General features: G+C 35.1%; 21 protein-coding genes and 1 pseudogene. 16 read left to right on the plus strand and 6 right to left on the minus strand.

The features are described 5' to 3' along the window. The first annotated feature begins 22 nt into the window (after nt 1-22). Both BK574_RS02395 and BK574_RS02400 read left to right on the plus strand, forming a co-directional pair. Entirely contained in the window at nt 23-1,009 is a 987-nt protein-coding gene (locus BK574_RS02395; RefSeq protein ID WP_078427339.1) for an ABC transporter substrate-binding protein, read from the plus strand. 263 nt (nt 1,010-1,272) lie between these two features. After that, nucleotides 1,273-1,737 (plus strand): hypothetical protein, encoded by a 465-nt coding sequence (locus BK574_RS02400; RefSeq protein ID WP_238457922.1) that lies wholly within the window; start codon nt 1,273-1,275, stop codon nt 1,735-1,737. A 187-nt stretch (nt 1,738-1,924) separates the two neighbouring features. Here the strand turns inward: BK574_RS02400 and BK574_RS02405 are convergent, their stop codons facing one another. The 3 genes from BK574_RS02405 to BK574_RS02415 form a co-directional block, all read right to left on the minus strand. Beyond that, nucleotides 1,925-3,334: a GH1 family beta-glucosidase gene (locus BK574_RS02405; protein ID WP_078427340.1), complete on the minus strand. Its 1,410-nt coding sequence runs from the start codon at nt 3,332-3,334 to the stop codon at nt 1,925-1,927. A 223-nt stretch (nt 3,335-3,557) separates the two neighbouring features. Further along, complete coding sequence (locus BK574_RS02410; protein WP_142247869.1) at nt 3,558-4,181, minus strand: nitroreductase family protein; 624 nt, start codon at nt 4,179-4,181, stop codon at nt 3,558-3,560. Nucleotides 4,182-4,351: 170 nt separating this feature from the next. After that, on the minus strand, nt 4,352-6,040 hold the full coding sequence (locus BK574_RS02415) for a formate--tetrahydrofolate ligase (protein WP_078427342.1): 1,689 nt from the start codon (nt 6,038-6,040) through the stop codon (nt 4,352-4,354). Nucleotides 6,041-6,626: 586 nt separating this feature from the next. On the opposite strand from BK574_RS02415, the gene BK574_RS28670 reads away from it, so the two are divergent. Continuing rightward, complete coding sequence (locus tag BK574_RS28670) at nt 6,627-6,752, plus strand: hypothetical protein (RefSeq protein ID WP_274379389.1); 126 nt, start codon at nt 6,627-6,629, stop codon at nt 6,750-6,752. Nucleotides 6,753-6,771: 19 nt separating this feature from the next. Here the strand turns inward: BK574_RS28670 and sda are convergent, their stop codons facing one another. Further along, on the minus strand, nt 6,772-6,891 hold the full coding sequence (gene sda, locus BK574_RS02420; protein WP_078427343.1) for a sporulation histidine kinase inhibitor Sda: 120 nt from the start codon (nt 6,889-6,891) through the stop codon (nt 6,772-6,774). 213 nt (nt 6,892-7,104) lie between these two features. Continuing rightward, complete coding sequence (locus BK574_RS02425; protein WP_078427344.1) at nt 7,105-8,457, minus strand: cytochrome P450; 1,353 nt, start codon at nt 8,455-8,457, stop codon at nt 7,105-7,107. Nucleotides 8,458-8,713: 256 nt separating this feature from the next. On the opposite strand from BK574_RS02425, the gene BK574_RS02430 reads away from it, so the two are divergent. The 10 genes and pseudogenes from BK574_RS02430 to BK574_RS28160 form a co-directional block, all read left to right on the plus strand. Continuing rightward, nucleotides 8,714-9,208 carry a hypothetical protein gene (locus BK574_RS02430; protein ID WP_078427345.1) on the plus strand — a complete coding sequence of 165 codons (495 nt, stop codon included), beginning with the start codon at nt 8,714-8,716 and terminating at the stop codon, nt 9,206-9,208. Next, the gene (locus tag BK574_RS02435) at nt 9,189-10,223 is read left to right on the plus strand and encodes an alpha/beta fold hydrolase (RefSeq protein ID WP_238457923.1); all 1,035 of its coding nucleotides are present in this window, start codon (nt 9,189-9,191) and stop codon (nt 10,221-10,223) included. Before BK574_RS02430 ends, BK574_RS02435 begins: the two co-directional genes overlap by 20 nt. Nucleotides 10,224-11,075: 852 nt before the next feature. Further along, nucleotides 11,076-13,589: a hypothetical protein gene (locus BK574_RS02440; protein ID WP_078427346.1), complete on the plus strand. Its 2,514-nt coding sequence runs from the start codon at nt 11,076-11,078 to the stop codon at nt 13,587-13,589. 174 nt (nt 13,590-13,763) lie between these two features. Continuing rightward, the gene (locus BK574_RS02445) at nt 13,764-15,563 is read left to right on the plus strand and encodes a DUF262 domain-containing protein (protein ID WP_078427347.1); all 1,800 of its coding nucleotides are present in this window, start codon (nt 13,764-13,766) and stop codon (nt 15,561-15,563) included. A gap of 38 nt (nt 15,564-15,601) precedes the next feature. Beyond that, nucleotides 15,602-16,594, plus strand: a complete 993-nt coding sequence (locus tag BK574_RS02450; protein WP_420796926.1) for a helix-turn-helix transcriptional regulator — start codon at nt 15,602-15,604, stop codon at nt 16,592-16,594. A 346-nt stretch (nt 16,595-16,940) separates the two neighbouring features. Continuing rightward, on the plus strand, nt 16,941-18,257 hold the full coding sequence (locus BK574_RS02455) for a DUF4139 domain-containing protein (protein ID WP_078427349.1): 1,317 nt from the start codon (nt 16,941-16,943) through the stop codon (nt 18,255-18,257). 744 nt (nt 18,258-19,001) lie between these two features. Next, nucleotides 19,002-19,556: a helicase gene (locus tag BK574_RS02460; protein ID WP_078427350.1), complete on the plus strand. Its 555-nt coding sequence runs from the start codon at nt 19,002-19,004 to the stop codon at nt 19,554-19,556. 161 nt (nt 19,557-19,717) lie between these two features. Beyond that, the gene (locus BK574_RS02465; protein WP_078427351.1) at nt 19,718-20,437 is read left to right on the plus strand and encodes a polysaccharide deacetylase family protein; all 720 of its coding nucleotides are present in this window, start codon (nt 19,718-19,720) and stop codon (nt 20,435-20,437) included. A 351-nt stretch (nt 20,438-20,788) separates the two neighbouring features. Beyond that, the gene (locus BK574_RS02470) at nt 20,789-21,781 is read left to right on the plus strand and encodes an NAD(P)-dependent alcohol dehydrogenase (RefSeq protein ID WP_078427352.1); all 993 of its coding nucleotides are present in this window, start codon (nt 20,789-20,791) and stop codon (nt 21,779-21,781) included. Beyond that, a pseudogene (locus BK574_RS28160) lies at nt 21,775-21,971 on the plus strand (RNA-guided endonuclease TnpB family protein); the annotation flags it as partial. The gene BK574_RS02470 and the pseudogene BK574_RS28160, both read left to right, overlap by 7 nt. 99 nt (nt 21,972-22,070) lie before the next feature. Here the strand turns inward: BK574_RS28160 and BK574_RS02475 are convergent. Continuing rightward, nucleotides 22,071-22,907: a metallophosphoesterase gene (locus tag BK574_RS02475; protein ID WP_078430760.1), complete on the minus strand. Its 837-nt coding sequence runs from the start codon at nt 22,905-22,907 to the stop codon at nt 22,071-22,073. 294 nt (nt 22,908-23,201) lie between these two features. Here BK574_RS02475 and BK574_RS29020 point away from each other — a divergent pair, with 294 nt between their 5' ends. The 3 genes from BK574_RS29020 (at nt 23,202) to BK574_RS02490 (ending at nt 26,174) form a co-directional block, all read left to right on the plus strand. Further along, nucleotides 23,202-24,311: an SIR2 family NAD-dependent protein deacylase gene (locus BK574_RS29020; RefSeq protein ID WP_338020579.1), complete on the plus strand. Its 1,110-nt coding sequence runs from the start codon at nt 23,202-23,204 to the stop codon at nt 24,309-24,311. A gap of 271 nt (nt 24,312-24,582) precedes the next feature. Beyond that, a complete protein-coding gene (locus BK574_RS02485) occupies nt 24,583-25,062 on the plus strand; it encodes a hypothetical protein (protein ID WP_142247870.1) in 480 nt (159 codons plus the stop codon). Between the two features lie 638 nt (nt 25,063-25,700). After that, entirely contained in the window at nt 25,701-26,174 is a 474-nt protein-coding gene (locus BK574_RS02490; protein ID WP_158211503.1) for a hypothetical protein, read from the plus strand. The last annotated feature ends 269 nt before the right edge of the window (nt 26,175-26,443 follow it).

The following is a 26,443-nucleotide window of genomic DNA, read 5'->3' on the forward strand; positions in this document are numbered from 1 at the left end:
ACATATTTTGGAGGGGAATTTTATGAAAAACTTTAAAGCTATTCTTTTTGCACTTATATTCATGTTAATATTTGTGCTAGCCGCTTGCGGAAGTGAAGCGCAACAAGGGGAAGTGTCAGGTTCTGAAGGATCTGAGGATGAAGCTGAAATAGAAGTTGAGGAGACAACTACCTATACAGTTGAACATGCAATGGGGTCTACCCCTATTGAAGGAACACCTGAAAGAGTCGTTATATTAACGAATGAGGGAACAGAAGCACTATTATCATTAGGGGTAACACCTGTTGGGGCCGTTAAATCATGGACGGGTGACCCTTGGTACGAACATATTAGTGAGAAAATGGAAGGTGTTCAGGAAGTAGGTACCGAAAGTGAGCCGAATTTAGAGGCAATTGCTGCCCTACAACCCGATTTAATTATCGGAAACAAAATGCGTCAAGAAGCTGTATATGAACAACTAAATGCAATTGCACCAACTATATTTGCAGAAACACTTCGTGGAAATTGGAAAATTAACTTTGGGCTTTATGCTGAAGCGTTAAACAAACAGGAAGAAGGACAAAGAGTATTAGATAGCTACGCGGACCGTATTACTGCAATCCAAGAGGAAGCTGGAGAAAAATTAGACATGCAAGTTTCAATGGTTCGCTTTATGGGTGGAGATGTGCGAATCTATCAAAAGGACTCATTCTCAGGAGTAATTCTAGATGAAATCGGCTTTGCACGTCCTGAAGCTCAAAATGTCGATGAGTTTGCTATTATGGGAGCAACGAAAGAAATGACTCCACAAATGGACGGTGATATTCTTTTCTATTTCACATATGAAACAGGTGATGGGGAAGGTTCGAAAGTGGAAGAAGAATGGTTAAATGACCCGTTATTCCAACAGCTACCTGTTGTTGCAAATGGAAATGCCCATAAAGTAGATGATTCGATTTGGAATACAGCAGGCGGTGTAATTGCTGCAAATCTAATGATTGATGATTTAGAAAATAAAATATTAAAATAATTAGTTGTCTAAGATTAAAAGCTAAACTAGATTTTTAAAATCCATAAAATGTCCTTCACTGAATAGTAGTGAGGGATATTTTTCTTTTTATAGGAACGTGGTCTTACATAAGGTGAAACGTAAAAGTATAAACTTAAGAGGGTAAGTTTTAATAGGTGTGGTTTTGTTTTTGTAAAAAAAATTTTTCGCACCAGTGGCAAGGGGACAAGGTAATTAAGTACTTCTAGGCGAATAAAATATATTGTGAAGAGAGGAGGGGACCAATGGTTTTAAGTATATTTATGTTCATTGTATTTTTTGGTGTTTTTATTTTTTTATTAGCAGCATTTTTAGGTTCACGAAAACAGGGGGACGGGGGGCAAGAAGAAATGAAAGATTATTTGATAAAGAAAACGTACTATTATCTTATTTCATTTGTAACTTTGATGATGATTATAGGTGGAAGTGTTGCAACATTTATGGCGATCGCTGATTATGTCGTTCCTCCAAGCTATCATTATGATTATTATTATTATGAGGAACAAATGTATGAAAAAGAACATGGAAGTGAAAACCAACTTACTCCAGAAGAACGTGAAGAACGTCTAGAAAAAGCGAGGGAACAACAAAAACAGAATGCCAAAGAGATGGCGGTTAATAGTTTAATAAAAAGTTTAGGATGGATTGTCATCCCATTACCTATTTTTATTTATTTCCAAAGACAAATTAGAAGAAAAGAAACCGAATAAAAAATAACCAAAATACTAATGAATGCAAAACAATAATTCACAAAAGAAATCTCTAATTTTAGCAAACCCCAGTAATATTCACACGAAAAAAGGCATAGAGAGGTGTTCTCCATGCCTTTTTTCTTATTTGATTTTGGGTGGAATTAAGATTTTTGTTTTTTGATTATTATGGAAGATTTCTTTTTCCTTACAGACCTTCGCCTCTCGTCTCGATGAAGTGCTTATACCAGTGAAATGATAGCTTTTTCTTTCGGTTTAAATGATCATGATGATCCACGTAGATAAATCCGTATTGCTTTTTAAACCCATTCAACCAGCTTAATAGATCAATGGCTGACCATGCGTAATATCCTTTTAAATGAATTCCGTCTGAAATTGCTCGTTTAATAACTCTTAGATGTTCTTCAATATATTTAATGCGAGGAACATCTACTATTTCTCCTTCGATAATAGGATCTTCGTCACCAAGTCCGTTTTCGGTTACATACATTTTAATATCACCATAACGCTCTTTTAACATATGCAGGCCGTCTAAAAATCCTTGAGGTGAAATTTCCCACCCCCATTTTGTATAGGTTTTATCTTCCATTTTTACAGTCCGGAAGAAGTTATCAAAAGAAGGGTTGCCTGGTGCTAGAGTAGACGTTTCTCTTGAATGTTCCTTAGAAGAAACTAATTCGTGATTTTTTTCTACTCGAATAGGTTGGTAATAATTAAGACCAATAAAATCATTTTTACCCGCATTTCTTTTTAACATATTTAGTTCGTCTTCTGTCCAACTTGGGGTCCAGCCTTTCTCCTTTAATTGCTCAACCACATAAGTCGGATATTCCCCTTTTAGAATGGGGTCATAATACCAAAACGTTTCATATTCATTAGCGTGCCTAGCAGCTAATATATTCTCCTGTTTATCATCGACGCTGAAGGCAGGTAAAAATACATGGGTAATCCCAATTTCGCCATATTGCTTCAGTTGTTTATATATTTCTACGGCTTTGGCATGTGCATAAAACACGTAATGAGTTGCTTGAAAGTATTTTTTTTCATCATTTTGGATTCCAGGTGGATGCGCTCCTTTTAAATAACCTAAACCACAAAACATCACCGTTTCATTAAACGTAATCCAATGTTTAACGCGGTCTCCGAATGCGCGAAAACAAATGTCAGCATATTTGACGAAAGCTTCCGCTGTTCGTTTGTTCGTCCACCCTCCATCTTCTTCAAGCGTCAGAGGCAAATCCCAATGATAAAGAGTGACAAATGGAACAATACCATACTTCAAACATTCATTAATTACACTATTGTAAAATTGCAAACCTTTTTCATTGACTTCGCCATCGCCTGTTGGCAATATACGTGCCCATGAAATAGAAAAACGGTACGATTCAAGTCCCATTTCGGCCATTAATTGAATATCTTCTTCGTATCTATGGTAATGATCTATAGCTACATCTCCAGTTGTGCCCTCATAAGTTTTACCTGGAATTTTTGAAAACGCATCCCAATTCGTTTCGCCTTTTCCATCTTCATTCCAGGCTCCTTCTATTTGATAAGAAGCAGTTGCTGCTCCGAATAAAAAATCATGTGGAAATCGCAAGAAAAACCCTCCATTTTAGTAAATAGGATATAAAAAAATGTATTGAACTGAACTTATTTCAGTTTAGTGCATGTTAAATGTTTATACGGATTGTGTTCTTTTATTGTTTTCTGTTGAAGCTCTATTTATATGGAAAAACTCATTTTTTCTACACAAAAGTTTCAGCCCATTTGCACAATAATAGGAAAGCAGAAGACACAAAGGGTCTTCTGCTTTCCTATTATTAATGGTATTTTACGATTTTTTCCAAACTAAAGCGGTGATGAGGATAGCCTTCATCATCTGCTCGGCCAAAAGGAACCATTGCAGCAAATTTGACATGGTCGGCTAAGCCTAAAATTTCTTTTACTTTTTCATGTTCAAAACCTAACATTGGAACACTAGCGTAACCAGTTCCTTGAATGGTAACTAAAAGAAATCCGAGTGCAATATTCGTTTGAGTTAATGCCCATTGACCTCGTTCTTCTATGCTCATACCACCAAAGAAACCAGAAAGATTAGCGACTTCTTCTTGTTTACGTTCTTGAGATAAACCTGGATGGACGGTTTCTGCTAAATTTTTGATCGTGTCTTCCATATCGCTTGCAACGATAACTACAGCTGGAGCTGAAGTCACTTGCTGTTGACCATAGGCAGCATCCTGTAGTTTTTCTTTAAGTTGTGTATCGGTGATGAGGTGAAAGCGCCAAGGTTGTAAATTCCAGGCACTCGGTGCAAGACGAACAAGTTCAAATATTTGGTTCAGATCGTCTTGCGGAATGGCTTCTTGCTTAAATTTTCGGATACTATGACGAGATTCAATCGCTTCTTCAACTGAGCGTGTTTTTTCTGTTGTTTGTAACGTCAAAGTAATTCTCCCCTCTGTTGATACTGTGGTGTTTGTACAACATGAGTCCTTAATAGTGAACTCTTAAATAGGATGAGTTGAACGCTAAATTTTATTCTTTATTTATTATGACAAAAAGGGGAATGCTATTGAATAAAAAATGAATACTACTCCGTACGGTTAGACAATTTTTAAAAAAGTCCGATAGCCCGTCCATGTTCATCTACGTCCATTAACAACGCAGCTGGTGCCTTAGGAAGTCCAGGCATCGTCATCACATTACCAGAAAGTGCAACAAGGAATCCAGCCCCTATAGATGGTTTGAATTCACGAATGGTGATCGTAAAATCAGTAGGTCTTCCGAGTTTGGTTGGATCATCTGATAATGATACAGGAGTTTTAGCCATACAGATCGGTAATTGATCCCAGCCGAGTGCTTCGAATTGAGTGATTTGTTTTTGCGCCTTATCAGTAAAAACAACATCTTTGGCACCATAGACGATTTGTGCAATTTTACGGATTTTATTAGGAATGGAATCACTTACATCATATAAAGGCTTAAAGGATTGCTGATTATGATCTAATATATTTAATAATTTATGGGCTAATTCTAAACCACCGTCGCCGCCTTTTTCCCACACTTCTGTTAATGCTACAGGAAACCCGTTTTCTTCACAAAATTCTTGCAATGTCTCGATTTCTTGATTCGTATCTGTGACAAACCGGTTAATCGCTATAACAAATGGCAAGTTAAATGCTTGTATTGTTTCAACATGTTTATGCAAATTACTTAAACCAGCGCACAAGGCATCAACATTTTCCTGATGTAAATTCTGTTTCGCTACACCACCATGCATTTTTAACGCACGAATCGTTGCGACAATGACAACAACTTCAGGATTAAGATTAGCAAATCGCGATTTGATATTTAAGAACTTCTCCGCACCCAAATCAGCACCAAAGCCCGCTTCAGTAATGACGATATCACTCAATTTTTGAGCCATCTTTGTCGCGATGACACTATTACACCCGTGGGCAATGTTCACAAATGGACCTCCGTGAATCAAAGCAGGAGTGTGTTCAATGGTTTGAACAAGATTCGGTTTGAGGGCATCTTTTAATAAAAGGGTAAGCGCTCCTTCAACGCCCAAATTGGCTACAGTTACAGGTTGTTGATCGATGTTATACGCGACTACAATTCGAGCTAGACGTTTTTTCAAGTCCTGCAAATCTGTAGCTAAACAAAACACAGCCATAATTTCTGATGCAACCGTAATGTCAAAGCCATCTTCTCGTGGTACACCTTGAATAGGTCCGCCTAAGCCAACAACAACCTGGCGTAATGCACGATCATTTAAATCAACGACACGTTTCCATACAATTCGTCGTGTGTCGATTTGAAGTTCATTACCTTGGTGAATATGATTGTCTATAAATGCAGCTAATGCATTATTTGCTGTTGTAATCGCATGAATATCACCTGTAAAATGCAAATTGATTTCTTCCATCGGCAGAACTTGAGAATAACCGCCACCCGCAGCCCCTCCTTTAATACCCATAGTCGGCCCGAGTGAAGGCTCACGTAAAGCAATCATTGCTTTTTTCCCAAGCATATTTAATGCTTGTCCAAGGCCAACAGTTACTGTTGATTTTCCTTCACCTGCTGGAGTAGGGTTAATTGCGGTAACTAAAATTAATTTTCCATCAGGTTGGTCGGCTAGACGATTCATCATATCAAGTGATAATTTGGCTTTATAATGTCCGTGCGGCTCTAATTCCTCATGCCGAATATCATAATTTTTTTGAAACTCTTGAATAGGCTTTAATGTGGCGGCTTGCGCAATTTCAATATCGGATTTTATTTTGTGGTTCGTTTCCATAATTCATCCCTTCTCCAACTTGTACATGTAAAGTATCAAATCGTTGGAACCATCCCCGCAGCAACTGGCAGTAAAACCCTCACGGATGGAAGTTTCACTTTATATAAATGCTACTTAAATATAGCAAAATAAGGTAGCAAATTAAAGGTATTACGTGAATGGTCATATTATTGTTAGCATACTTTGAACCAACTTTTGAAAATAGTAAATTTTCTCTTAAGATATTGCTGGAATAACATATGAAAAAAATGATTTTTAAAGCGTTTTAATGTGGAGTGTTGGTTTGGAAAAGTAGATTAGATGTTTAAAAGATTTGTATAAGGGAAGGGGGGATAAAAGCCTTTGAAAACAATAGATATAAAGATCTATAGGACATTTGATTCATTTGAAAAAATTGAAGTGGCCCCTATAGGAGGAATAACATAAAGGAAGTCGTTATTCAAGGGCTTAAAGAGGCCAGATTAAACCCTTAATCCATCAATATGTAGGTTCATATACTTTTATGACTAAAGTAAATAGCCAGTTTGAAAAAATGGTTGAAATGTTTAAACGTTTACAATAATATTTTGGTAAAGGAGTGAGAATTTTGTCAGATAAACAGAAGTTGGATGGGATCGTTACTTATTTTGAAAGTGTTTTAAATAGAAGTGTCACAAAAAAAGAAATTGAGTTTTTAAAATGGCTCCAATCAAAAATAAACGACAAAAAGTAGTTTAATGTTTTTCTTCCATTTAGATTTGTCTTTTGTCTACTTCATGTTTCAAAATATTAATAAAGTCCTTTGATAAATTTAAATCCTTTGCCTTTTTATACGCCTCTAATAATTGTAGATCACTTAGCTTCCTTAACATTTTTATCGCTCCCTTGAATACGTTTCCAAGAAATAATGATAAATGCTGTTTAACAGTAAATCAATAGTTTTTTGAATGTTTGTTCAATTTTAATCCTTTTGTAATACTTCTATGATTATCATATATTATTTTTACTCGAATTTACTCTTTTATGTAGTGATTGACCTTGAATTCAATAAGGCCAATCTTTATTAACAGAAGTGTAATTCCTCTTTATTTCTTAGTCAGCACAATATTTATGCCGCGTTTTGGTCGAAGTGTTATGAGTGGTTGAGGCTTTACTTCATGATGATGAGGTGCGAGCGCTAAATTATATTTTTGACAAATACAAGCTAAAACAAGCACAGCTTCCATAATAGCAAAGTGATTACCGATGCAAACTCTTGGTCCACCACCAAACGGAAAGTAGGCATAAGGAGGAAGGGATTTGACCATTTCATTTTCAAATCGTTCTGGCATAAAAGACAGTGGCTGTTCAAAATAAGTTGGATCACGCTGTAAAACATATGAACTGATCAGGATCATTTCGCCTTTTTGAAAAAGATAGTCGCCAACCTCAACATCCTCATCGACTTGACGACCTATGACATAGGCAGGAGGGTACAACCGAAGCGTTTCCCAAATTATATTTTGTGTGTAATGCAATTTCATATAATCATCAGGGACGACGTTACGATCACCGATCACTAGATCTATTTCTTCATTTAACTTTTTCACCACATGAGGGTTTTGTGTGAGTAAGAAAAGACACCAGGTTAATGCATTCGCTGTTGTTTCATGGCCAGCTAAGAAAATGGTCATAAGTTCATCCTTTAGTTGTTTGTCGGACATACCTAAACCATCCACTTCGGAACGTGCCTCCATTAACATTCCAAGTAAATCATCAAGCTTTTCACCGCTTTTTTTTCTTTGTTCAATGATGTTACCTAACACTTGTTCCAATTTTAGAATGGATTTTTTATAGAGAAGATTGTTTTTTGTTGGTAACCATAGAGGGAGTGGTACAATGGATCGCATTCTTTTAATTGCAAGTTTCATAAACGATTCGATGGGAGTGCCAATCACATCAGAACCTTCTTGAAAGCTCATACTGAACATCGTTTTCGTAATAATACCAAGTGTAATGTTCATCATTTCCTGGGCCATTTGGTATTCGCGGTTTTCCTCCCAATGACTGATATAATCAGTTGTTACATCGATCATATCATGAGCGTAATTTGTAATATGTGATTTTTTAAAAGCAGGTTGTATAAGTCTTCTTTGCTTCATATGAAAATCTTTTTCGCTCGTCAACAGACCTTCCCCGACGACATCCTTAAGAACATTTAAATCTTTTGATTTCGTAAATTTATTTTGTTTAGTTACTAGGATTTCCTTAATTAAATTCGGATTCGAGACGTGATAGACCTTTTGAAAGGGTCCTAAACGAAACTTAGCAACTTCACCATACTCAATAGAAAGTTCGGTTAGAAAGTGTAAAGGATCTTGCTGGAAGTCATTAAGATTTCCTGTTAGCCATTTTCCTTTTGGTCCTTTGATTTGCTTCCAATTCTTTAATTTACTCAATTTGTTGCCTCCTCTCGTAAAGCTTGTTTGCTCAAATAGTGTATGAGGGGAGAACTAGATTAGTTTATCCAAACGTCTAGTACATTGAAATTAGGTGATTATTAAAGATACCTCAACATTCATTTTGGAGTTATGGATAACTATAGTGCCTAAAATAGTAAAAAATAGGCAAAGTAGAAAACCATATGAAAAGGCTATGAATAGGTTATATGTATAGTTCCTTTTATTAGTAATAGAAAAAGAGGACGTGATTACATTGGCTAAAAAAAAGGGTAAGAAAGAACAACATCAATTAGAAGTAATAAAATCAGTTACTCTTAAATCAGAAGAGTCGTTGAATAAACTAATTCATAAATTATTAGAAGACCCAGAAATCATGAACTTGATTAAATTAGGATCAAACAGACATGCTCATCTCATAAAAAAAGTTCGAGAATACTCTGAGATGCTGGCGTTGCAATTGAATATTCCTACAAAAAATGATGTGGCAAATGTGGCTCAATTAGTAAGGCAAATTGAAGAAAAATTAGACGCTATCGAAGAGAAATTGATTGATTTAACGCAAGAGGCAAAAAAACCAGAAAGTACAAAAAAAGAAACAGGAACAAGAAAGAAAAGAGATAAAAGTGAAGTGAAAGAAAAATTAATAAAAGATGTATTTTCTACCTCACCTAATAACTCTCTTGTAACAAGTCAGTTGCTTGAACGATTGTTAGAACGGAGGAAATCAAGTGAAAAAGAAACAAAATAAGGAGTGGTCAAAACATTTATCCACTATTATCACCGATCCCGATCTACAAATAGGGCAAACTCCTAGAAAACTAGTATGGAGGAAAAACAAAACAACCCTCTGGTACTATCCAACAAGGGAAAAGAAATTTCAAACTCCCTTGTTTCTTATTTATTCCTTAGTCAATAAATCTTATATTTTGGATTTATACCCTGGAATGAGTATGATTGAAGCATTCTTAAAAGAAGGGTATGACGTTTATTTACTTGATTTCGGTGAGCCAGGATATGAAGATAAAAATCTTACATTGGATGATTATATTTTAAAGTATATAGACAAAGGTGTTAAACGAGCGTTGCTTCATGCTAACGTGGAGGAAATGAGTGTAATCGGTTATTGTTTAGGTGGTACTTTAACAGCGATATATTTAGCGATTGCTAGTGCACCGATAAAGAATGTTGTTCTTTTTGCAGCACCAATTGATTTTGAAAATTTTCAGAACCATTGGAAAGAGTCGTTAAAGAATAATAATATGAACAGGAATATCCATGAGATTATTGATGCGTATGGTATTATTCCAGGAAAAGTGGTGGAAGGTGCACTTAGATTAGTGACATCACCGTTTTCGTATAGTTCCTATCTGTATCTCTTACAAAAATCAGCTGACGAAAAAGCCATATTAAAATGGCGGCTGTTAAATAAATGGTTAAAAGACCCAGTTCCTTTTCCAGGAGCAACACTGAAACAATTGATAGAGGATTTAGGGATAAGCAATAAATTGGTAAATAACAAGCTAGCAATCGACGGAAAGAAAGTCGATTTAACCAATATCGAAGCGAATACGTTAGTCATTGCGACAACCGATGATCAAATCGTTCCTGAACATTTGACAAAACCCATCATGGACCTCATATCCAGTAAGGATAAAACGTTTGCGCGAATTAAAGGGGGACATGTTTCCATTGCCATGACAGGAAAAATCCCCGAAGTCCTTCAGGAATGGCTATCCCAAAGATCAAACCAATTTAAAAAATAAAGTTAACACGCCCTGGATCCTATTAATATGATTGGAGCTGCATTGCGAAAATTAGCTTTGATATAGGAAATAACTGGAGCAACCTTTCAAGTTAGAGCCCGTATATTCCTGAAGTTAGGAATGATGGGCTCTAATTATGTTTTAGAAGTAGATTTTTCCTGAAGCTGGAAGAGTTGGGTAGTAATTTATGTTTTAGAGCTTAAATTTTCCTAGAACTGGGAATTTCGAGCTCTAATTTTCATTTTAGAGCTGTTTCCTTCCTGTAACTGGAAATATTGAGTTCTAATTATTGTTTTAGTGGTAATTTTTTCCCGAAGTTGGAAGAAGAAGGCTCTAAACTATTGTTTTAGATTAGAAATCTTCCTAAAGTTGGAAGAAATGTACGTTTTCTTTTGTATTAGGGCTTGAATATTCCATATTATAGTAGTAATGAAAATTAACAAGAGCTAATCTTCTTGAACAGGAAAACCTAAGCTCTACGAAACGAATCCTCCAGCTTATATTCTATTAGCAAACTAACAATATCGTCATAAAGTGAAACTTCCATCAGTGAGGGGGTTTTCCTCTTCCCCCACTGATGGTTAGTTGAGGCCCACACGATGTGGGTCACACAGACGTTGCCATAGGACGTGGCGCATTTAGTCTGTGTTCATTAAGCTTTTACTTGCAGTTAATCCCTCACTTATCCTTCTTTGTTTCCTCGAAGTCTTGAAGTGGGGGGATTACTGCCAGTTGTTGCGGGATAAAATTACAACCAAGGTCTTTCCGCCTAGTTCCTTCACGCTATAAAACTACTATGGTAAACTGTAAATAATTTCAGTTAATAGAGTTATTTCAATTGGAGGAAAATAAATGCAAAATATGATAAAAACGAGTACATTTCAATACCGTTTTATTGGAAAAGGGGCTACGGTAGAAGTAGAAGAGGACCAGTTTATTATTAGATATGGTCATAACGGTAAGGAACAACGTTTCTCGCTAGATTCAACTGTTATTTTAGATGTTGGTAATAAATTAACTTACGGTATTGTGGATCACCATCATTTGAAAAGCCCTATTAATGTGAATGGGAAAGAGGTTTGTAGTGCAACGGGTATTCTATCAGCTTATCCTTCCCTTTTAAGTAAAATTGACAGAAGTAAACCAATTACGATTTTTGTCCATGCGTTTCCAGACTTTGATTGTTATGCGAGTGTTTATTTAGCTTCGTTTTATATTCAACATGGTCATTTTCCACAAGATTATGAGTTATTAGTCGATTATGCAGAAAAAATAGATGCTGGGGAACAAGGGGTTGATTTTAATCAAATCTGTACCCCATATACGATCTCCCTCGTTATTGGAGATGTTATTGACAATCAATTCGATAATTCGATCTCATTTGCAAGAAAGAACGAACTCATGATGGAAAAAGGGCTATTACTTGTTGAATATATGATGAGCAAGTTAAATAGTTTTCAAGAAAGTGAAAAGTGTGTGGATCATCCGATTATTCTTGACGCTAACCATCCATTTCAAGATGAGCAAAACCTCCTAAACAAAGATTATGAAAAATATGAAGCAGACATTGAAGACGAAACCATCTGCGAAAAAAGATCGATGTACTTACTGAACGATAATAGAAGCCAAAAAGTGGTTGAAGTTGACGCGCTTTTTTGGAATCAAACTCCAAAATGTTCATTACATAAATTATGGGCTAGAGCAGATACTCGTTCTCCATCAAAGACTGGTTATGTTTTCACTTTTATCCCAGGTATAGTGGAAATGGATAACAATTTCAAATTGGAAACCAACAGAGTCACAATATCCGTTAACCCTCATTTTAATGTTACCCTCGGTGAATTAGGAAAAATATTAGAGTTTGCCGAACAAAAAAGAGAAAAAGAAGTATTTAAAAATGAAGATGATAGTCTAAAGCAATGGCGAGACCAAGGAAGGCAACGTTGGAAAGATGAGTGGTGTATCAATTATGACCCTTGGTATGATGGAAGAAGTCATGACTATACGATTATTGATTCGCCGAATATTGGTAGCTTACTTCAAATTGATGAAATTAAAGATATTACATTAAATTTCAGTAAGCCAAAAGTGAAAAATTATTACAATAAAGTTCTTTTCCCGATTACGTTTGAAGCCGATAAGTATAAAGAAATAGTAGCTAGTTTCGAAGACAATCATCATTTCTTAAGTGGTAAATTACTAGAAAATGAAACAGATATTAAATATTTTCGTCCGTACATTCAAGATTATTTATTTAATATTGATGGCGATACCGAAACGACAGAAAGCTATTGTAAAGTGTATACCATCAAATTAAAGATAAATGCGGGTATGAAAGATTCGACATTAGAAAACATCGTAAAAATAAATAAAGTCGACGTCATCTTATTTAAATACGGAATCGGATTTTTGGCTGTAGAAGTAGGTTTAAATCCATCATTTAGTCAAGTGAATACTTTATTATTTGAAGAAATATTAGACATTAATAAAAGGTTAAGCAGTGGAATAGAAAGAAAAGAGTTTCTTGCTTTTTTTAATGAACCGCTAAACAGTACGAAGTTGGACTTGAAAAACTGTGAAAAGGGTTTAATGTTTACACATCTAACATTAGATGGTCATACGGTTTTTGAAGGCCTGAAAAAAGAAATGGTCTACAAGTTTACGAATTTAATGGATTGGGGCCATCCAATTGAAATTGAAAAAGATTATATGCAAGAAAATATTAAAAAGATGTTTCTTGAAATCGATGATGATTATGTTTTTGGTTTTAGTAAAGAAGGAGCGGCTTTTCTAGAGTTTGACCAAGGAGTTTCGAATTTAATTGCTGAAAAACGTGACAAAAAAGTGGAGAAACGAGACTTAATTCAACACCAATTTTATAATACAGATTTTGTTATCTTTCTACTTGTCGTCCAGCAACGATATTCATTAATGGAATTTTCAAAGCAACTCTCTAGATATGGAACTCAAAAGCATAAAATAAGTCAATTAAGAGAAGTCATGTTGGAATTCATCACTCATGGATGGTTTAGCCAAATTACGAATGATGAAACAGGAATGCAAAAGTTTAAAAAGTGGAATCTCATTTTTGAAACAGAGCAGTTACATAATGAAGTAATCGACCAAGTTTCAACGATTGATGAGTTTCACCGAGGGAATAATTCGAAAAAAATTGAATTAATGTCTGCCGTGTTCTTTCCCGTTGTATTAGTTAATTTATTTGCAGGAATCGGCTATTTTGATTTTGTTGGGAGTTTACTTACCGTATCTGATGGAACTCGTATCGTTTTATGGATTATATTAACACTAATGATCGTTGGAGGCGGATTTTGGGTTAGCAAATTTATTAAATATGGAAAATCTTAACTAGCTTTGTAAAATGTCTTATATCAACTGGAATATTCAAAAAAATAGTATTCGAGAGAGCCAAACCTATAAAACTAGGTTTGGTTCTTTTCTACTAGTTTCTTCACCCTTTGACAACAATATGATAGACTGTAAATATCTACATAAAGTTCCAGTTTGTAATGGAGGAGACCAATGAATACGATCCAATCCGAAGATCTTATTGTACAAAAGCTTTTTAATGACTATTATACAGTTCCAAGTTATCAGCGTGAGTACGTGTGGCAACAAGATCAAGTAAATCGACTTTTAGAAGATATATTGGAAGCGAAAGGTGATTTTCCGAGAACAGATGAAGGAGATTATTTTATTGGTAGTATCGTTGTTTGTGAGTCTAAAATGCAAAATGAAGGCAGTGTCCTAGAGGTTATTGATGGACAACAACGATTAACAACGATGATCGTCATTTTATGTGCGATTCGCGATAGAATTACAGATATTAATCAACAAGCAGATATTTCAGCTATTAACAGCTTTATTTTAAACTCAAGCTTTGACTATATGGGAAATGCAGTTGAAAAGATGAAGCTGTCCCTACAGTATGAAGAAAGTGATGGTATCCTTGAAAAATTAGGTAAGAGAAAGGACGTTTCAAACGTCTCGACAAATTCAAAATCGGTTAACAACATTATTAATGCTTATCAATATACGAAAGAATTTTTAGCCCAAAATTATGGTGATGAGGAAAAGACAGTTAGAGAATTTTTTGGATATCTAATAAATAAAGTAAAAGTTATTCGTGTGCAAACGATTAGTGTTGCCCAAGCCCTGAAAATTTTCGAAACGATCAATGATCGAGGTGTCGGTTTAAACTCCATGGATTTGCTGAAGAACCTTATGTTCATGCATGTAAAACCACAAGAATTTGATAAGCTAAAGATGAAATGGAAAGAAATTGTTCAAGAACTTGAGAAACGAAAAGAAAAGCCATTACGGTTCCTGCGCTATTTTATTATGGGGAACTATGGTGTAGAAGAAATTACCGAAGAAAGGATATATGATTGGTTCCTCAATAATGAAGATAAGTGTGGTTATAAGTCTGATTCTTTCGGGTTTGTAGAATTGTTAACAAAAAATGTTAAAGCCTATGCTAATTATGTTTCGGGGAAAAATCCAGATGGAACGAACAACCGTTATTTAGATAATCTACGCTATTTTAGTGGATCTGCACGACAACATTTAATTTTACTATTAGCAGCCCGAAAGTTAGATAATCAATTGCTAGAAAAACTATCAAGACAAATTGAAAATCTATTTTTCTGTTATACGATCACCAGAGAACCAACAAAAACGTTTGAAAAGAAGTTTGCGAAGTGGTCATTAGATTTGATAAATGTTAAGGATGAAGAGGGATTAGATCAGTTCCTTCAAAAATATATTGAAGATGATAAAAGAAAGAAGAAAGAAAGTTTCGCCTATCATTTGTCAATATTAACGCAACAAAGTATACAACAATATCGAATTCGTTATATATTGGCCAAGCTATCCCAATCATTAGACGAGAAAGCATGGGGAAGTACACCCGTATACACTACTTTAAATACGTACATTAATAAAGATATTGAGCTTGAACACATCCTCCCGCGAAACCCAACAACTAGTGTGCGAGATGCGTTTGATAAACAAGATGAATACAAAGACTATGTTGTTAAATTAGGAAATCTAACGCTGTTAGAGAAGTCTATTAATTCATCAATCTCAAATGGTTCTTATGAAAATAAGCGTGTCGAATATGAGAAAAGTAACTTCGTTCTTACAAAAGCAATATCCAAAAAGCCACAAGTCGGTGTCAATACAAAAATCAATCGTGCCGTCAGTAAACTCCGAACCTATGATAAGTGGAATTCAGTGAGTATTGAAGATCGCCAACAACTATTAGTTGAACTTGCTTTTCATGCATGGGATATGGAAACTGCAGCGGTTACAACTTCATAGTGTAGGTTTCTTTTACATAACAAGGTGGAGGATGAATGGTGGAGACAAAGTTATCAACGAAACAAAGACTATTAAAAATTCAAGACCTACTAAAAAAATATACGGACGAACATCACCAGTTAACGATCAAGGAATTGGTAGATTTATTCTACACTAAAACTGAACAAACTGTAGGACATAAAGCGGTAAGAGATGATTTAAGAGAATTAGCAGAGTCGGGTCTTTTTGATGTAATTGAAAATCATGAAAAAAATGGGGTGGAGAAGTATTATAGTCATCAAACCCGTTTGTTTGAAATTCATGAATTACGTCTGTTAATCGATGCGGTTTCTTCTGCTAAATTTATAACAAAGGCGGAAACAGAAAACCTAGTCAAAAAATTGAAAAAGCTAACAAGTATTGAACTTGCGAAACAGCTAGAAAATCGTATTCTATTACCTGAAGGGACCAAATCGGGAAATAAAGAAGTTAGAAAAACGATTAATGTCTTACATGAAGCCATTTGGAAGAAGCAAGTTATTCAATTTCAATATGGTAAATATAATAATTCTAAAGATTTTCAATTAAGTAGAAACGGAGATGGTTATTCTGTAAAGCCGTATGCTCTCGTATGGAACAATGAATTTTACTATTTAATTGGTGAGTTTCAGCCTGAGGGGGATATCCGTCATTATCGTATTGATCGGATGAGAAACGTAGAAATTACGAATCGTACATTTCTAATTGACCCTCATTTTGATATTAGCCGTTATACACAAACGCTTTTTCATATGTATTCAGGGGAAGAGCGAAGTATTGAGATAGAATTTGTAAATCAATTACTTAATGTTGTTATCGATCGATTCGGATTAGACGTAAATATTCGTCCGCACACAGAGGAGACATTCAGAATAACGACCAATGCGGTCATTAGTGATGGTTTGGTGCGTTGGTTATTAACATGGGGAAGTGATGCAAAAGTTATTTCTCCACCTTCACTTGTAACTCGCATGAAAGCTGAGGCTGGAAAATTATTTAGACACTATGAGTAGTGATTGAAAAATGATATGATGAACAAAAAAATTCAAACGGAAAAACGGAGGGATTATGCCTTCGTTTTTTTTCATACGCAGGGGTGTTCTTCAAAGGTAGTGGGGTTTCGATTGAAAAAAATGAGAGGGTATTCGGTGTAGTCTAACTGTTATAAAATCTTTACATGGCTTTAAATATTAACGCTTATTTTATCCTCTTACTTACCTATCCCAAAAAAGGAAAAGGTAAGTTACGCTCATCGTGTAAACTAAGTTTAGTATTGAAAAAGTTTTAAGATTTAACCAAATAAATCAATTGATATTTTGTTTAACAAATTTAACCTTTAATAGAAAGGAAGACAGTACCATGAGATTACAAAGTACAAATAATGATTGTGAAAAACTTAGTATTACTCTTTATAACGGTGGTTTTGGATTAGTGAAAGAAGAGAGGAGTCTTCATAGTGAAGCACCTGTGGCAGAAATTCAATATATGGATGTAGCGGAAAAAATAGAGACGGATTCCATCATTGTGAGTGGAGTGAAAATTGAAGAATTTAATTTTGATTACGACCTCGTTAGTCAACAAAAACTGCTAGAAAAATATTTAGACCATGTTGTCACGATTTATGATAAAGAGCGTGGTGAAAAAACAGAATTGCGGTTGCTAAGTGTAGTAGATGGAATTATTGGTGAAAAAGTCGATACGAAAGAAATTGTCATGAACCCTGTTGGGGAATTAATATTACCGTCTTTACCTTCTGGGCTCATGGTAAAGCCAGCGTTAATTTGGAATATTAAACAGCAACTTCTAAACCAAAACATTAAAGTTTCATATTTAACTCAAGGGATAAAGTGGAATGGTAACTATGTTTTAGAGTTGCAACAAGATACGTTTCAACTCACAGGCTGGGTTCAAATCATGAACCAATCAGGAACAACCTATAATCAAGCCCAATTAAAGCTGATCGCAGGGGAAGTCAATCGTGTTGATGATATTCTTCAACCTGACTATGATGAACTTGTAGTTTATAGTCAAATAGATGTTAAGGAAGAGGAAGAGAGCTTTAGCGAAAAAAGTTTCGCAGACCAACATATGTATACGTTAAATCGCCCTGTACAATTAAAAAATCAACAAGAAAAGCAAATCAATTTTCTTAATATTGTAAACGGGAAGTATAAAAAATATTATCACGTTAATAGTTATTCAGAACAACCCACCATATTGATAGAAATAGAAAACTGCAAGGGTAACGGCATGGGGATCCCATTGCCGAAAGGGAAAATTAAAGTGTATCAAGAAGATGAAGTTGATCAAACATTAGAATTTACCGGTGAGGATGAGATTTCTCATATACCAAAAGATGAGTTGGTTAAGCTTACGATCGGGAAAGCTTTTGATATTGTAACGAAAAATCGAGAAAGACGAAGGTATAGGGCTTACGGAAAAGAATATGTTGATTATGTTTATGAAATCAAAAATAAAAAATCCGAAATGGCCATGATGAAAATTGATCATAGTATTTATGAAAAGAATTGGGAAATGAAAGAGAGTAGTCATACTTTTGAACAAGAAAGTTCACGGAATATCGTATTTTGGATTGACGTTCCAGCCAACGAAGAAACGGTTGTTTCATTTACGTATGAAATAAGCAACATTATTGAAATCGAAGTTCGTAAATAATATTCGGTGAATCTAGCAACTCCATTCACCAATGAACGAATAATGTCATCCCAACTATGACAACTTAGCTACAATGAAACTTGCATAAAATGGAAATATATGCTGGAATGAAATGGCTTTAAAAGTAGTACAAATGCTACGAGATGAAATCAAGCTGTATGAAAATCATTCAAATGATTATAGTTACGCATTTTATGGAATGAGAAAAAATAAACAAAGACATAGTCAAAAGAAGAGCTGGGGAATTTCCTAGTTCGGTTCAAAGGTAGAAAATCGAAAGTATCAAGTGATTAAAAAGGCGAATTCGTAAAGGAATTCGTCTGTTTAATTGGGCTGTTGTAGAAGAAATGAAACGATTGATATAAATATAAACGGTCCAAGATATTGATCCAGAATATAACGTAGAAGATTTATTATTGCTGACTTATATTGTTGTGACAGGTGATGTTCATTCTCGCAATATTTTTCGTTTATTAGATGTAGCATATGATTGGGAGAAATCAATTGTTGATGAAGTAAACATTAACACTAGACAATTCAAAGAGGACCCCCTTAATGATTTCTGAAAGAAAATGCTCGGTAAGATTTCCAACACTATCCCCAAGAACCATCGAAAACGATACGGAAACCAAATTTGAATAAAACAAAGAGATGTGTGAAATTAAGAAAAGACAACAATATGTAAGTGGATTGCAAGTTAATTGAACTTATACTACTTATAAATTTGTTAGGGAGTGAATACGGATGCGTATCAGTAATGAGGGAACATACCCTGATTGTCTAAATATTACTAGAACGGTAGAGCTTGGAGGACTTACGAAAGAGCAGCTTATCCAGAAATTGCAGGAATACTCTATCCTGATTAATGAGTATGGAAAGAGGCTATTAACTAATGAAAAATTTACTACTTCTGATATAAAGTACAGATTGCATACGGTTGAACTAACCGTTGGTAACCTTGGCTTTCTTGAAGGAGCTACAACTGCTCAGATCTTTAAAAAAGCGAGCGAACTTGGTTTGGAATTGTGTCCGCTTGAGTTGGGACCTTATCTAAGACTGAAGTATCTGGATCAGTCTGAAGGTGATTCGAGGACTTCTATACAGCAACATCAAGCTCCAACGGGATCTATCACAATAGCAACGGCGATACTAACTGAAGACGATGATTTTCCGAAAGGCTTTTATCTTAGACGAATTAACGGCGAGTTGTGGCTACGGGGCTACATTGCAGATGACTTGCACGTTTGGGATCCTTATGACCATTTTATCTTTTGTCTAAAAAAAGGCTTAAATAAGTGAGGATTTATCCGAGCATAAAAAACGTAGTTAACAGGAAAAACCATTATTGGTTCAGTTTATTGGTTGGTCAAATTTAGAGAAATCCCTGCTTAAAGATGCAAATAGTAAAAAAATTATTGTATTATATTAAGATGAAAATATAGTTTAATTTTGAGGGCCATATGAAAAAAATAATAAAAAGTATTAGTATTGCAATCGTATTATTGATTGCTGTAAGTTATTCATTAAATGAGTTATCTCAATCAAGAATGTTCCAATTTTTTGGTGGTTTAGTTAATAGTGTCGAAACAAACGAAAAAGTAGTAGCCTTAACATTTGATGATGGTCCTGGGGTAAATACACATGAAATATTAGATATTTTAAGAAAACATGATGTAAAAGGTACTTTCTACTTAACAGGATATGAAATCGAAAAATATTTTGAAGATGCGATTCAAATTGTGCAAGAAGGACACGAAATTGGAAATCACTCCTATTCACATCAAAGAATGGTTTTTAAATCTCCATCTTTTATTAAAGATGAAATAGATAAAACTGATGAGTTAATACGACAAATCGGTTATGAGGGAGAAATCACTTTCCGTCCACCTTACGGAAAAAGGTTAGTTTTGTTACCGTATTATCTATCTAAGGAAGATAGGAATACCATTTACATGAATATAGAACCTGATTCTTATCCAGAAATTGCTGCTGATGCAAATGAAATTGTAAATCATGTTGTAGAAAATATAAGACCGGGTTCAATAATTTTATTGCATGTCATGTATGAAAGTAGAAGAGAATCACTAAATTCAGTAGAAGGTATTATTACCTCATTAAAAGAACAAGGATTTACATTTGTAACAATTACGGAATTATTAGAATATGAAAATCAAGAATAATATTATTAAAAAGTTCTTCAACGGAGGGTATCTACAATAAATGGATACGCTTTTTCTTTTTCCTCTCCCAAATAAAAGGAAATCAATGTTAAGTTAAAAATGAAGTAAAAAGGGATATTTAACTGACTGAACCAACTCTATTTCATGCGATTTATTCTATCCTCTTTATCTATATAATGTTCTTTTGCAGTGCATTTGTGGGAAGGAAAATACAGTATTTTTTTATCGTTTATTACTAAATATTGGAGTATAGGATTATTTATATTAATACATAGGTATTTTTTTTCGGCACCAATTTTCTACCCAGCTAAATGTGAACTAGCACTAACAGATAAAGAGGAGATGATTGAAATGAAAGCGGTTGTATGCACAAAATATGGATCACCAGATGTTCTGGAACTAAAAGAGGTGAAAAAACCTACACCAAAGGAAGATGAAATATTGATAAGAATTTATGCCACACCTGTAAATTACGGGGACATTACAGCTCGGAATTTTAAAAACATCTCACCTCGAGAGTTCAACATGCCTTTTCTCTTCTGGCTCCTTGCTCGAATATCGTTTGGTATAAGAAAACCCAAAAAACAAATTCTAGGGTCTGAGTTTGCAGGGGAAATTGAATTAATAGGGAGAGATGTGACACGATTTAAAGTGGGTGACCAGGTATTCGGTTATCGTGGTCCTAGCTTTGGAGCTAATGCTGAGTATTTATGTATGCCTACAGATGGGTTAGTGGCAATAAAACCTGTCAATATGACCTATGAGGAAGCCGCAACCATTCCTTATGGGGCATTAACCGCGTTAAATATGTTTAGAAAAGTAGACATTCAGAGCGGACAAAAAGTCCTTATTAATGGCGCTTCTGGAGGGATAGGTTCAGCTGCGGTACAGCTAGCCAAGCATTTTGGAGCAGTGGTTACCGGGGTATGTAGTACTCAAAAATTAGAATTCGTGAAAGCTTTAGGAGCTGATAAGGTCATTGATTACACCAAAGAGGATTTTACCAAAAACGGTGAAAGCTATGATCTCATTTTTGACATATTAGGGAAGAGTTCATTTTCACGTTGTAAAAACTCGCTAAAACAAAACGGACGCTATCTTTTAGCCAGCTTTAAGATGAACCAGGTTATTCAAATGCTATGGACCTCAAAGATCGGCGGCAAAAAAGTAATCTGTGCGTTGTCACTCGAAAAGATTGATGATCTAATTTTAATTAAGGAGCTAATTGAGGCGGAGAAGATAAAATCTTTCATAGATAGTCGCTATCCCTTGGTGCAGACTTCCGAAGCGCATAGATATGTCGAAACAGGACATAAAAAGGGAAGTGTTGTCATAACGTTCTAATGGTTGGCGATACGTTCTTGATGGATGTCAAAAAGATAAAGTCTATCAACCAATATTTCAACAAAACGAAACGATAAGTGAGCTGAAAGAAAAAAATATCGAAAACGGAATATTAAAGCATGTTGTAACGAACCGTATGGCCACACTTTGGAACAAAAGAAGTAGTCAAATCAAAGGGTATATCTCACAAGTAAAAAACGTAAAACTAGTGCCTAACGCATAGTTTATTGGGTCCGTCAACCATCCATGTGAACTCGACTTGTCGGGGCTTGTAACGCACGCCAGGTTCTCAGTGGGGGTACGTTGACATTTCTGTTTTTAATGAAAGAACCACTATTTCGGGACGATTAAGTAGTCTTAAAGGAATGATACTATTTCCAAGGCCTCTGTTCACAATCATCGTCGTTTTATCTAACTCATGTTTACCAGAAGTATACTTTGGAAATAAACCTTGATTTGGAGCAACTACCCCCCCGATAAAAGGAATTCTAAATTGGCCACCGTGAGCGTGTCCTGTGAAAACAAGATCAAATTCATAATCAGCATAAAGAGAAAGCATTTCAGGTCGATGTGATAAGAGAATTTTAAAATTCACATCTTCTTCGAGTCCTTCTAGGGAATCTAGGATTGCTTTCTCTGAAATATGGCGTTCCTCATAATTCGCATTTCCTTTTGCTGGGTCGTCAATTCCTATGATATGAACTATATCGTTTCCACGAGTTAATACCCCTGCTGAATTTCTCAAGACTTGGACACCTATATCTATTAACTTTTCTTCTAACGAATCGAATTTTCCAGACCACCATTCGTGATTTCCAGTTACAAAATATACAGGAGCAATTTGAACCAACTCCGCCATCAATGTCAAACTAGCTTCTTCGTTATATTTTTCTGAATCTACTAAATCACCCGTAAAAACAATTAAATCTGGATTTACTTTGTTAACTTTTTGAACCAGGGTTCTTTGATGTTTTCCAAAAGTTTTGCTATGTAGGTCAGACAGTTGAACGATTTTATAATCTTCAAAACTTGGGGGTATATTTCTTGAAAAAAACGTCGTTTCAGTTGTTACAATGGTGTTATTTTGAAAATAAAAGAAGACGATTGATGAGAACAACAAAAACATGGCAATAAATAAAGATATTTTTGTTCTTTTTTTCAAAGTTTCACCTCATATTCGTTCTACCAAAACATTCTTATTGATTAAGATTAACATAATACATTACATAATCTTCAAGAATTAGTGTGATTTTGTTATCTTTTATTTTTCAAAATAAATGTGGGACGAGATAACCACTCCTAAAAAAGGAAAAGGTTTTGATATGCTATCGGGTAAAATAAGGAAGATGATGTGAGTAGATTTCATGTTCCGTTAAAGAACGTAGGAAAACGTATTGTTCTGGGAAAGAGGGTGTAGCGAATGATGAAAGAATTTCAGTGGAAAACCATTCTTAAGCTTAGTGGTGAAGGTGGGAGTATTACATTTTTAGGAAAGAAAAATGAAAGGGAACATTGGATATATAAGCGCAACATCAATGAAATCTTTTCACTTGAGGAAATGGATGATCATCCACCTAATGTTGAATACCAACCTTCCAAAACGATAAAAAAGCTTAAACCGACAGTTAGAAAATCAAATGAAGCTACTCATTGGGATTCTGCTCGAAAAATGATAGAAGAATATCCGTTAGAATATTTGAAGCCTGTTCATGTCCACCCTGAATTTGCTGAAAAAGTATGGGATATTATCTCAACTAAAAAGCTACCGAAACATCGATTAAAACTATGGGTGAAAGCATGCTTTCCAACGACTACGAACGAGATATTTGAACTTTTTTATGCATTAACAAAATCCAAACATACTGTCGTGTTAACGGGGGCAGGTATGAGCGTTGAAAGTGGCATCCCTGATTTTCGCTCACCGTCAGGGTGGTGGAAAAATATTGATCCACTAACAGTAGCAACAGTAGAAGCGTTAGAGGAGAATTATGATTTATTTTATGAGTTTTATTCTGTGAGGATAAATACGTTAAAAGGGTGTGAACCACATGAAGGATATCGTATTCTTGCTAAATGGGAACGAAGCGATCTCATTCATGAGGTGGCGACTCAAAATGTTGACGGTTTCCACTTTAAGGCTTTAAGCAATCATGTCGATGAACTGCATGGATCGATTTTGACGTACCGCTGCCATCAATGTGAAAACGAAGCGAGTAGGGACCAGTTTTTAAATAAAGAAAGTTGTAATTTTTGCAACGGCAAGCTTCGCCCGAATGTTGTTCTTTTTGGAGAGGCGCTGCTAGAAAAAGCTTGGAACAATGCCCTTAATCATATTCAACAAGCAGATCTAGTAATTGTGATCGGAACGAGCCTTCAAGTGTATCCTGTTAGTCAACTGCCAAAAATGACAAACGGTAAAACCGTGTATATAAATAAAGAGGTCAGTGAGTTTCAGTCGTTATTTGATGTAAAGATCGAAGGAAGCGCGAGGGATACTTTAATCGCAGTGGATCAACTCATTCGATCATAGGCTGGGGGGAACAGTGGCTGCGATTTATCCCGCATCAACTGGCAGTAATACCCCCACTTCAAGACTTAGAGGAAACAAAGAAGGATAAATCGGGATCAACTGCCCATAACAGCTAAATGAACACAGACGTTGCCACGTCTATGGCAACGTCTGTGTTCCTCACATCGTGTGGGCTCAACTAAACATCAGTGGGGAAGAGGAAAACCCTCACGGATGGAAGTTTCACTTTAAACTATAAAAAGGTAAGACCAAGGGAGGGAGTCAATTGGATATGATCGATATAGTTCATCTGCGAATGAAGAAAGCCACTCATAAGGTTGAACATTATATAAGAGAGTTCGAGGATGAGTATGAATATTGTTTGATTAAAGATTATGAAATGCTATTTAATGATTTTAAGAGTCAATCCATTCAAGTCTCAGATTGTTTTGTCACATTACTTGAATTAAGAAACAAAACAATACTAGTTTCAGTGCTTTTTCCAAAAGCCTTTGATGTAGATGAAATTGTTGAATGGATCGATACTCACACGATTTCATATAATGACCAAGATAACAGAGGCTACTTTGTTAAAAAAGCGGGATCTATAGTAGAAGCGGTAAAATTCAAAGGGCGACCCATTGTACTTGCAACACGAGGAAGTAAGAAAATTTACTATGATATACATCCACTAATAGAAATTACTAATTGTTATGTTCAGTATTCGCAAATTGTAAATACAGTTAATGCAAAATCGATAGAAATAGAATAAGATTAGGATTGTTTTCACGGATAAGCACTTCAGTATCAATAAGAAGAGGCAGGAACGAACAACTATATGGTATTAGTTGTTCGTCAAAGGCTAAACCAAGTCCTAGTTAACTTGATTGGAAATGCGATCAAGTTTACTGAAGAAGGGCATATTAGTTTTAAATATGTAATAATCAAAAAAAAGACATAAAATAGGTTAAAACTAAAACTCAAAAAAACTGTAATTAAACGAGAGACACGTATCAACAGGTATTGACATATGTCTCTCGTTTGCTGTTGTGTATTGTCATTTCCTGCGCTTCCCTGGGAAATTCGAAATATTCCCACAATTAATTCCTTTAGTCGAAGATTACTTGAACTCAATGGGAAGCCAGGTCTATAGCTATTTAAGCTAGTATGATTTCCATTATTTTTTTCATAAGTAATAAGACATCTTCAAATTGCATAAGGGTTAGTGATTCATAGAAAACGATAATGACAGTAATATTTTTAGCAAAACTTAATAATTGACGCGGCACCAGGCATGGCAACGTATAGTTTGTACAATCACTTTTTCTTTTCAGAATTCGGCCATTCTAATTAATACAAGGAACGATCTCCTACTTAAAGAAGGGTGGGGAATATACAGTGGAAAAGTTTATGAACGACAAATTCAACGAAAGGCACTATGAAGAAACAAGTATTCTATCGAGAGCGAAGAAAGAGTTAAAAGAAAAATTTGTTACTATTCAGTTAACGGAAGACATGCTGGGGTGGGTAGTGAACAAGAAAAAGATAAAAGGGATTACAAGTATTGCAGTACGTTTAATAGAAGATAAAATCGTAATAAGTGGAGCAATGAAAAAACTCCGATTAACCATTCCCTTTCGTATCGATTTGAAACCATTAGTAGCTAGAGATCGTGAGCTGTCATTTAAGGTAGTCAGTTTGAAGCCACTCAATCACCATTGGATCACAACTAAACTCCTCAATAAGTCACCTTTTTTACACTATCATAAAGGAATTATTCATATTGACTTAAATCAAATTGAAAAGGCGAAAGCGATACGAGTTGGCAATGTTAAACGTTTTGAGGTGAAAGACGAAAGACTATGGATTGGTATTGGATTATAAATTTCAAACTTAATCAAATTTTAGTGAGCGGAAAAGATCAGATCCGCTCTTTTTCTATTTTTATAAATTGAAACGTTAGCTAAAGATTAAAATGAAACTCTTAGAGGCAAGAATACTCCGTATTCCCCAAAATTAAGATTTGGAGAATAAAGTCTGACTTGATCCTCCGTCTTAAGACTTACTCGATCTCCAACTGGTTGTGTAAATTTTCCATAAAATCTATTTATTTTCAGTAAATTTATTCTAATTTCCAGAAAAATCATTATAAT

The sequence above is a fragment of the Alkalihalobacterium alkalinitrilicum genome, from assembly GCF_002019605.1.
GTDB classification, from domain to species: Bacteria; Bacillota; Bacilli; order Bacillales; family Bacillaceae_F; genus Alkalihalobacterium; species Alkalihalobacterium alkalinitrilicum.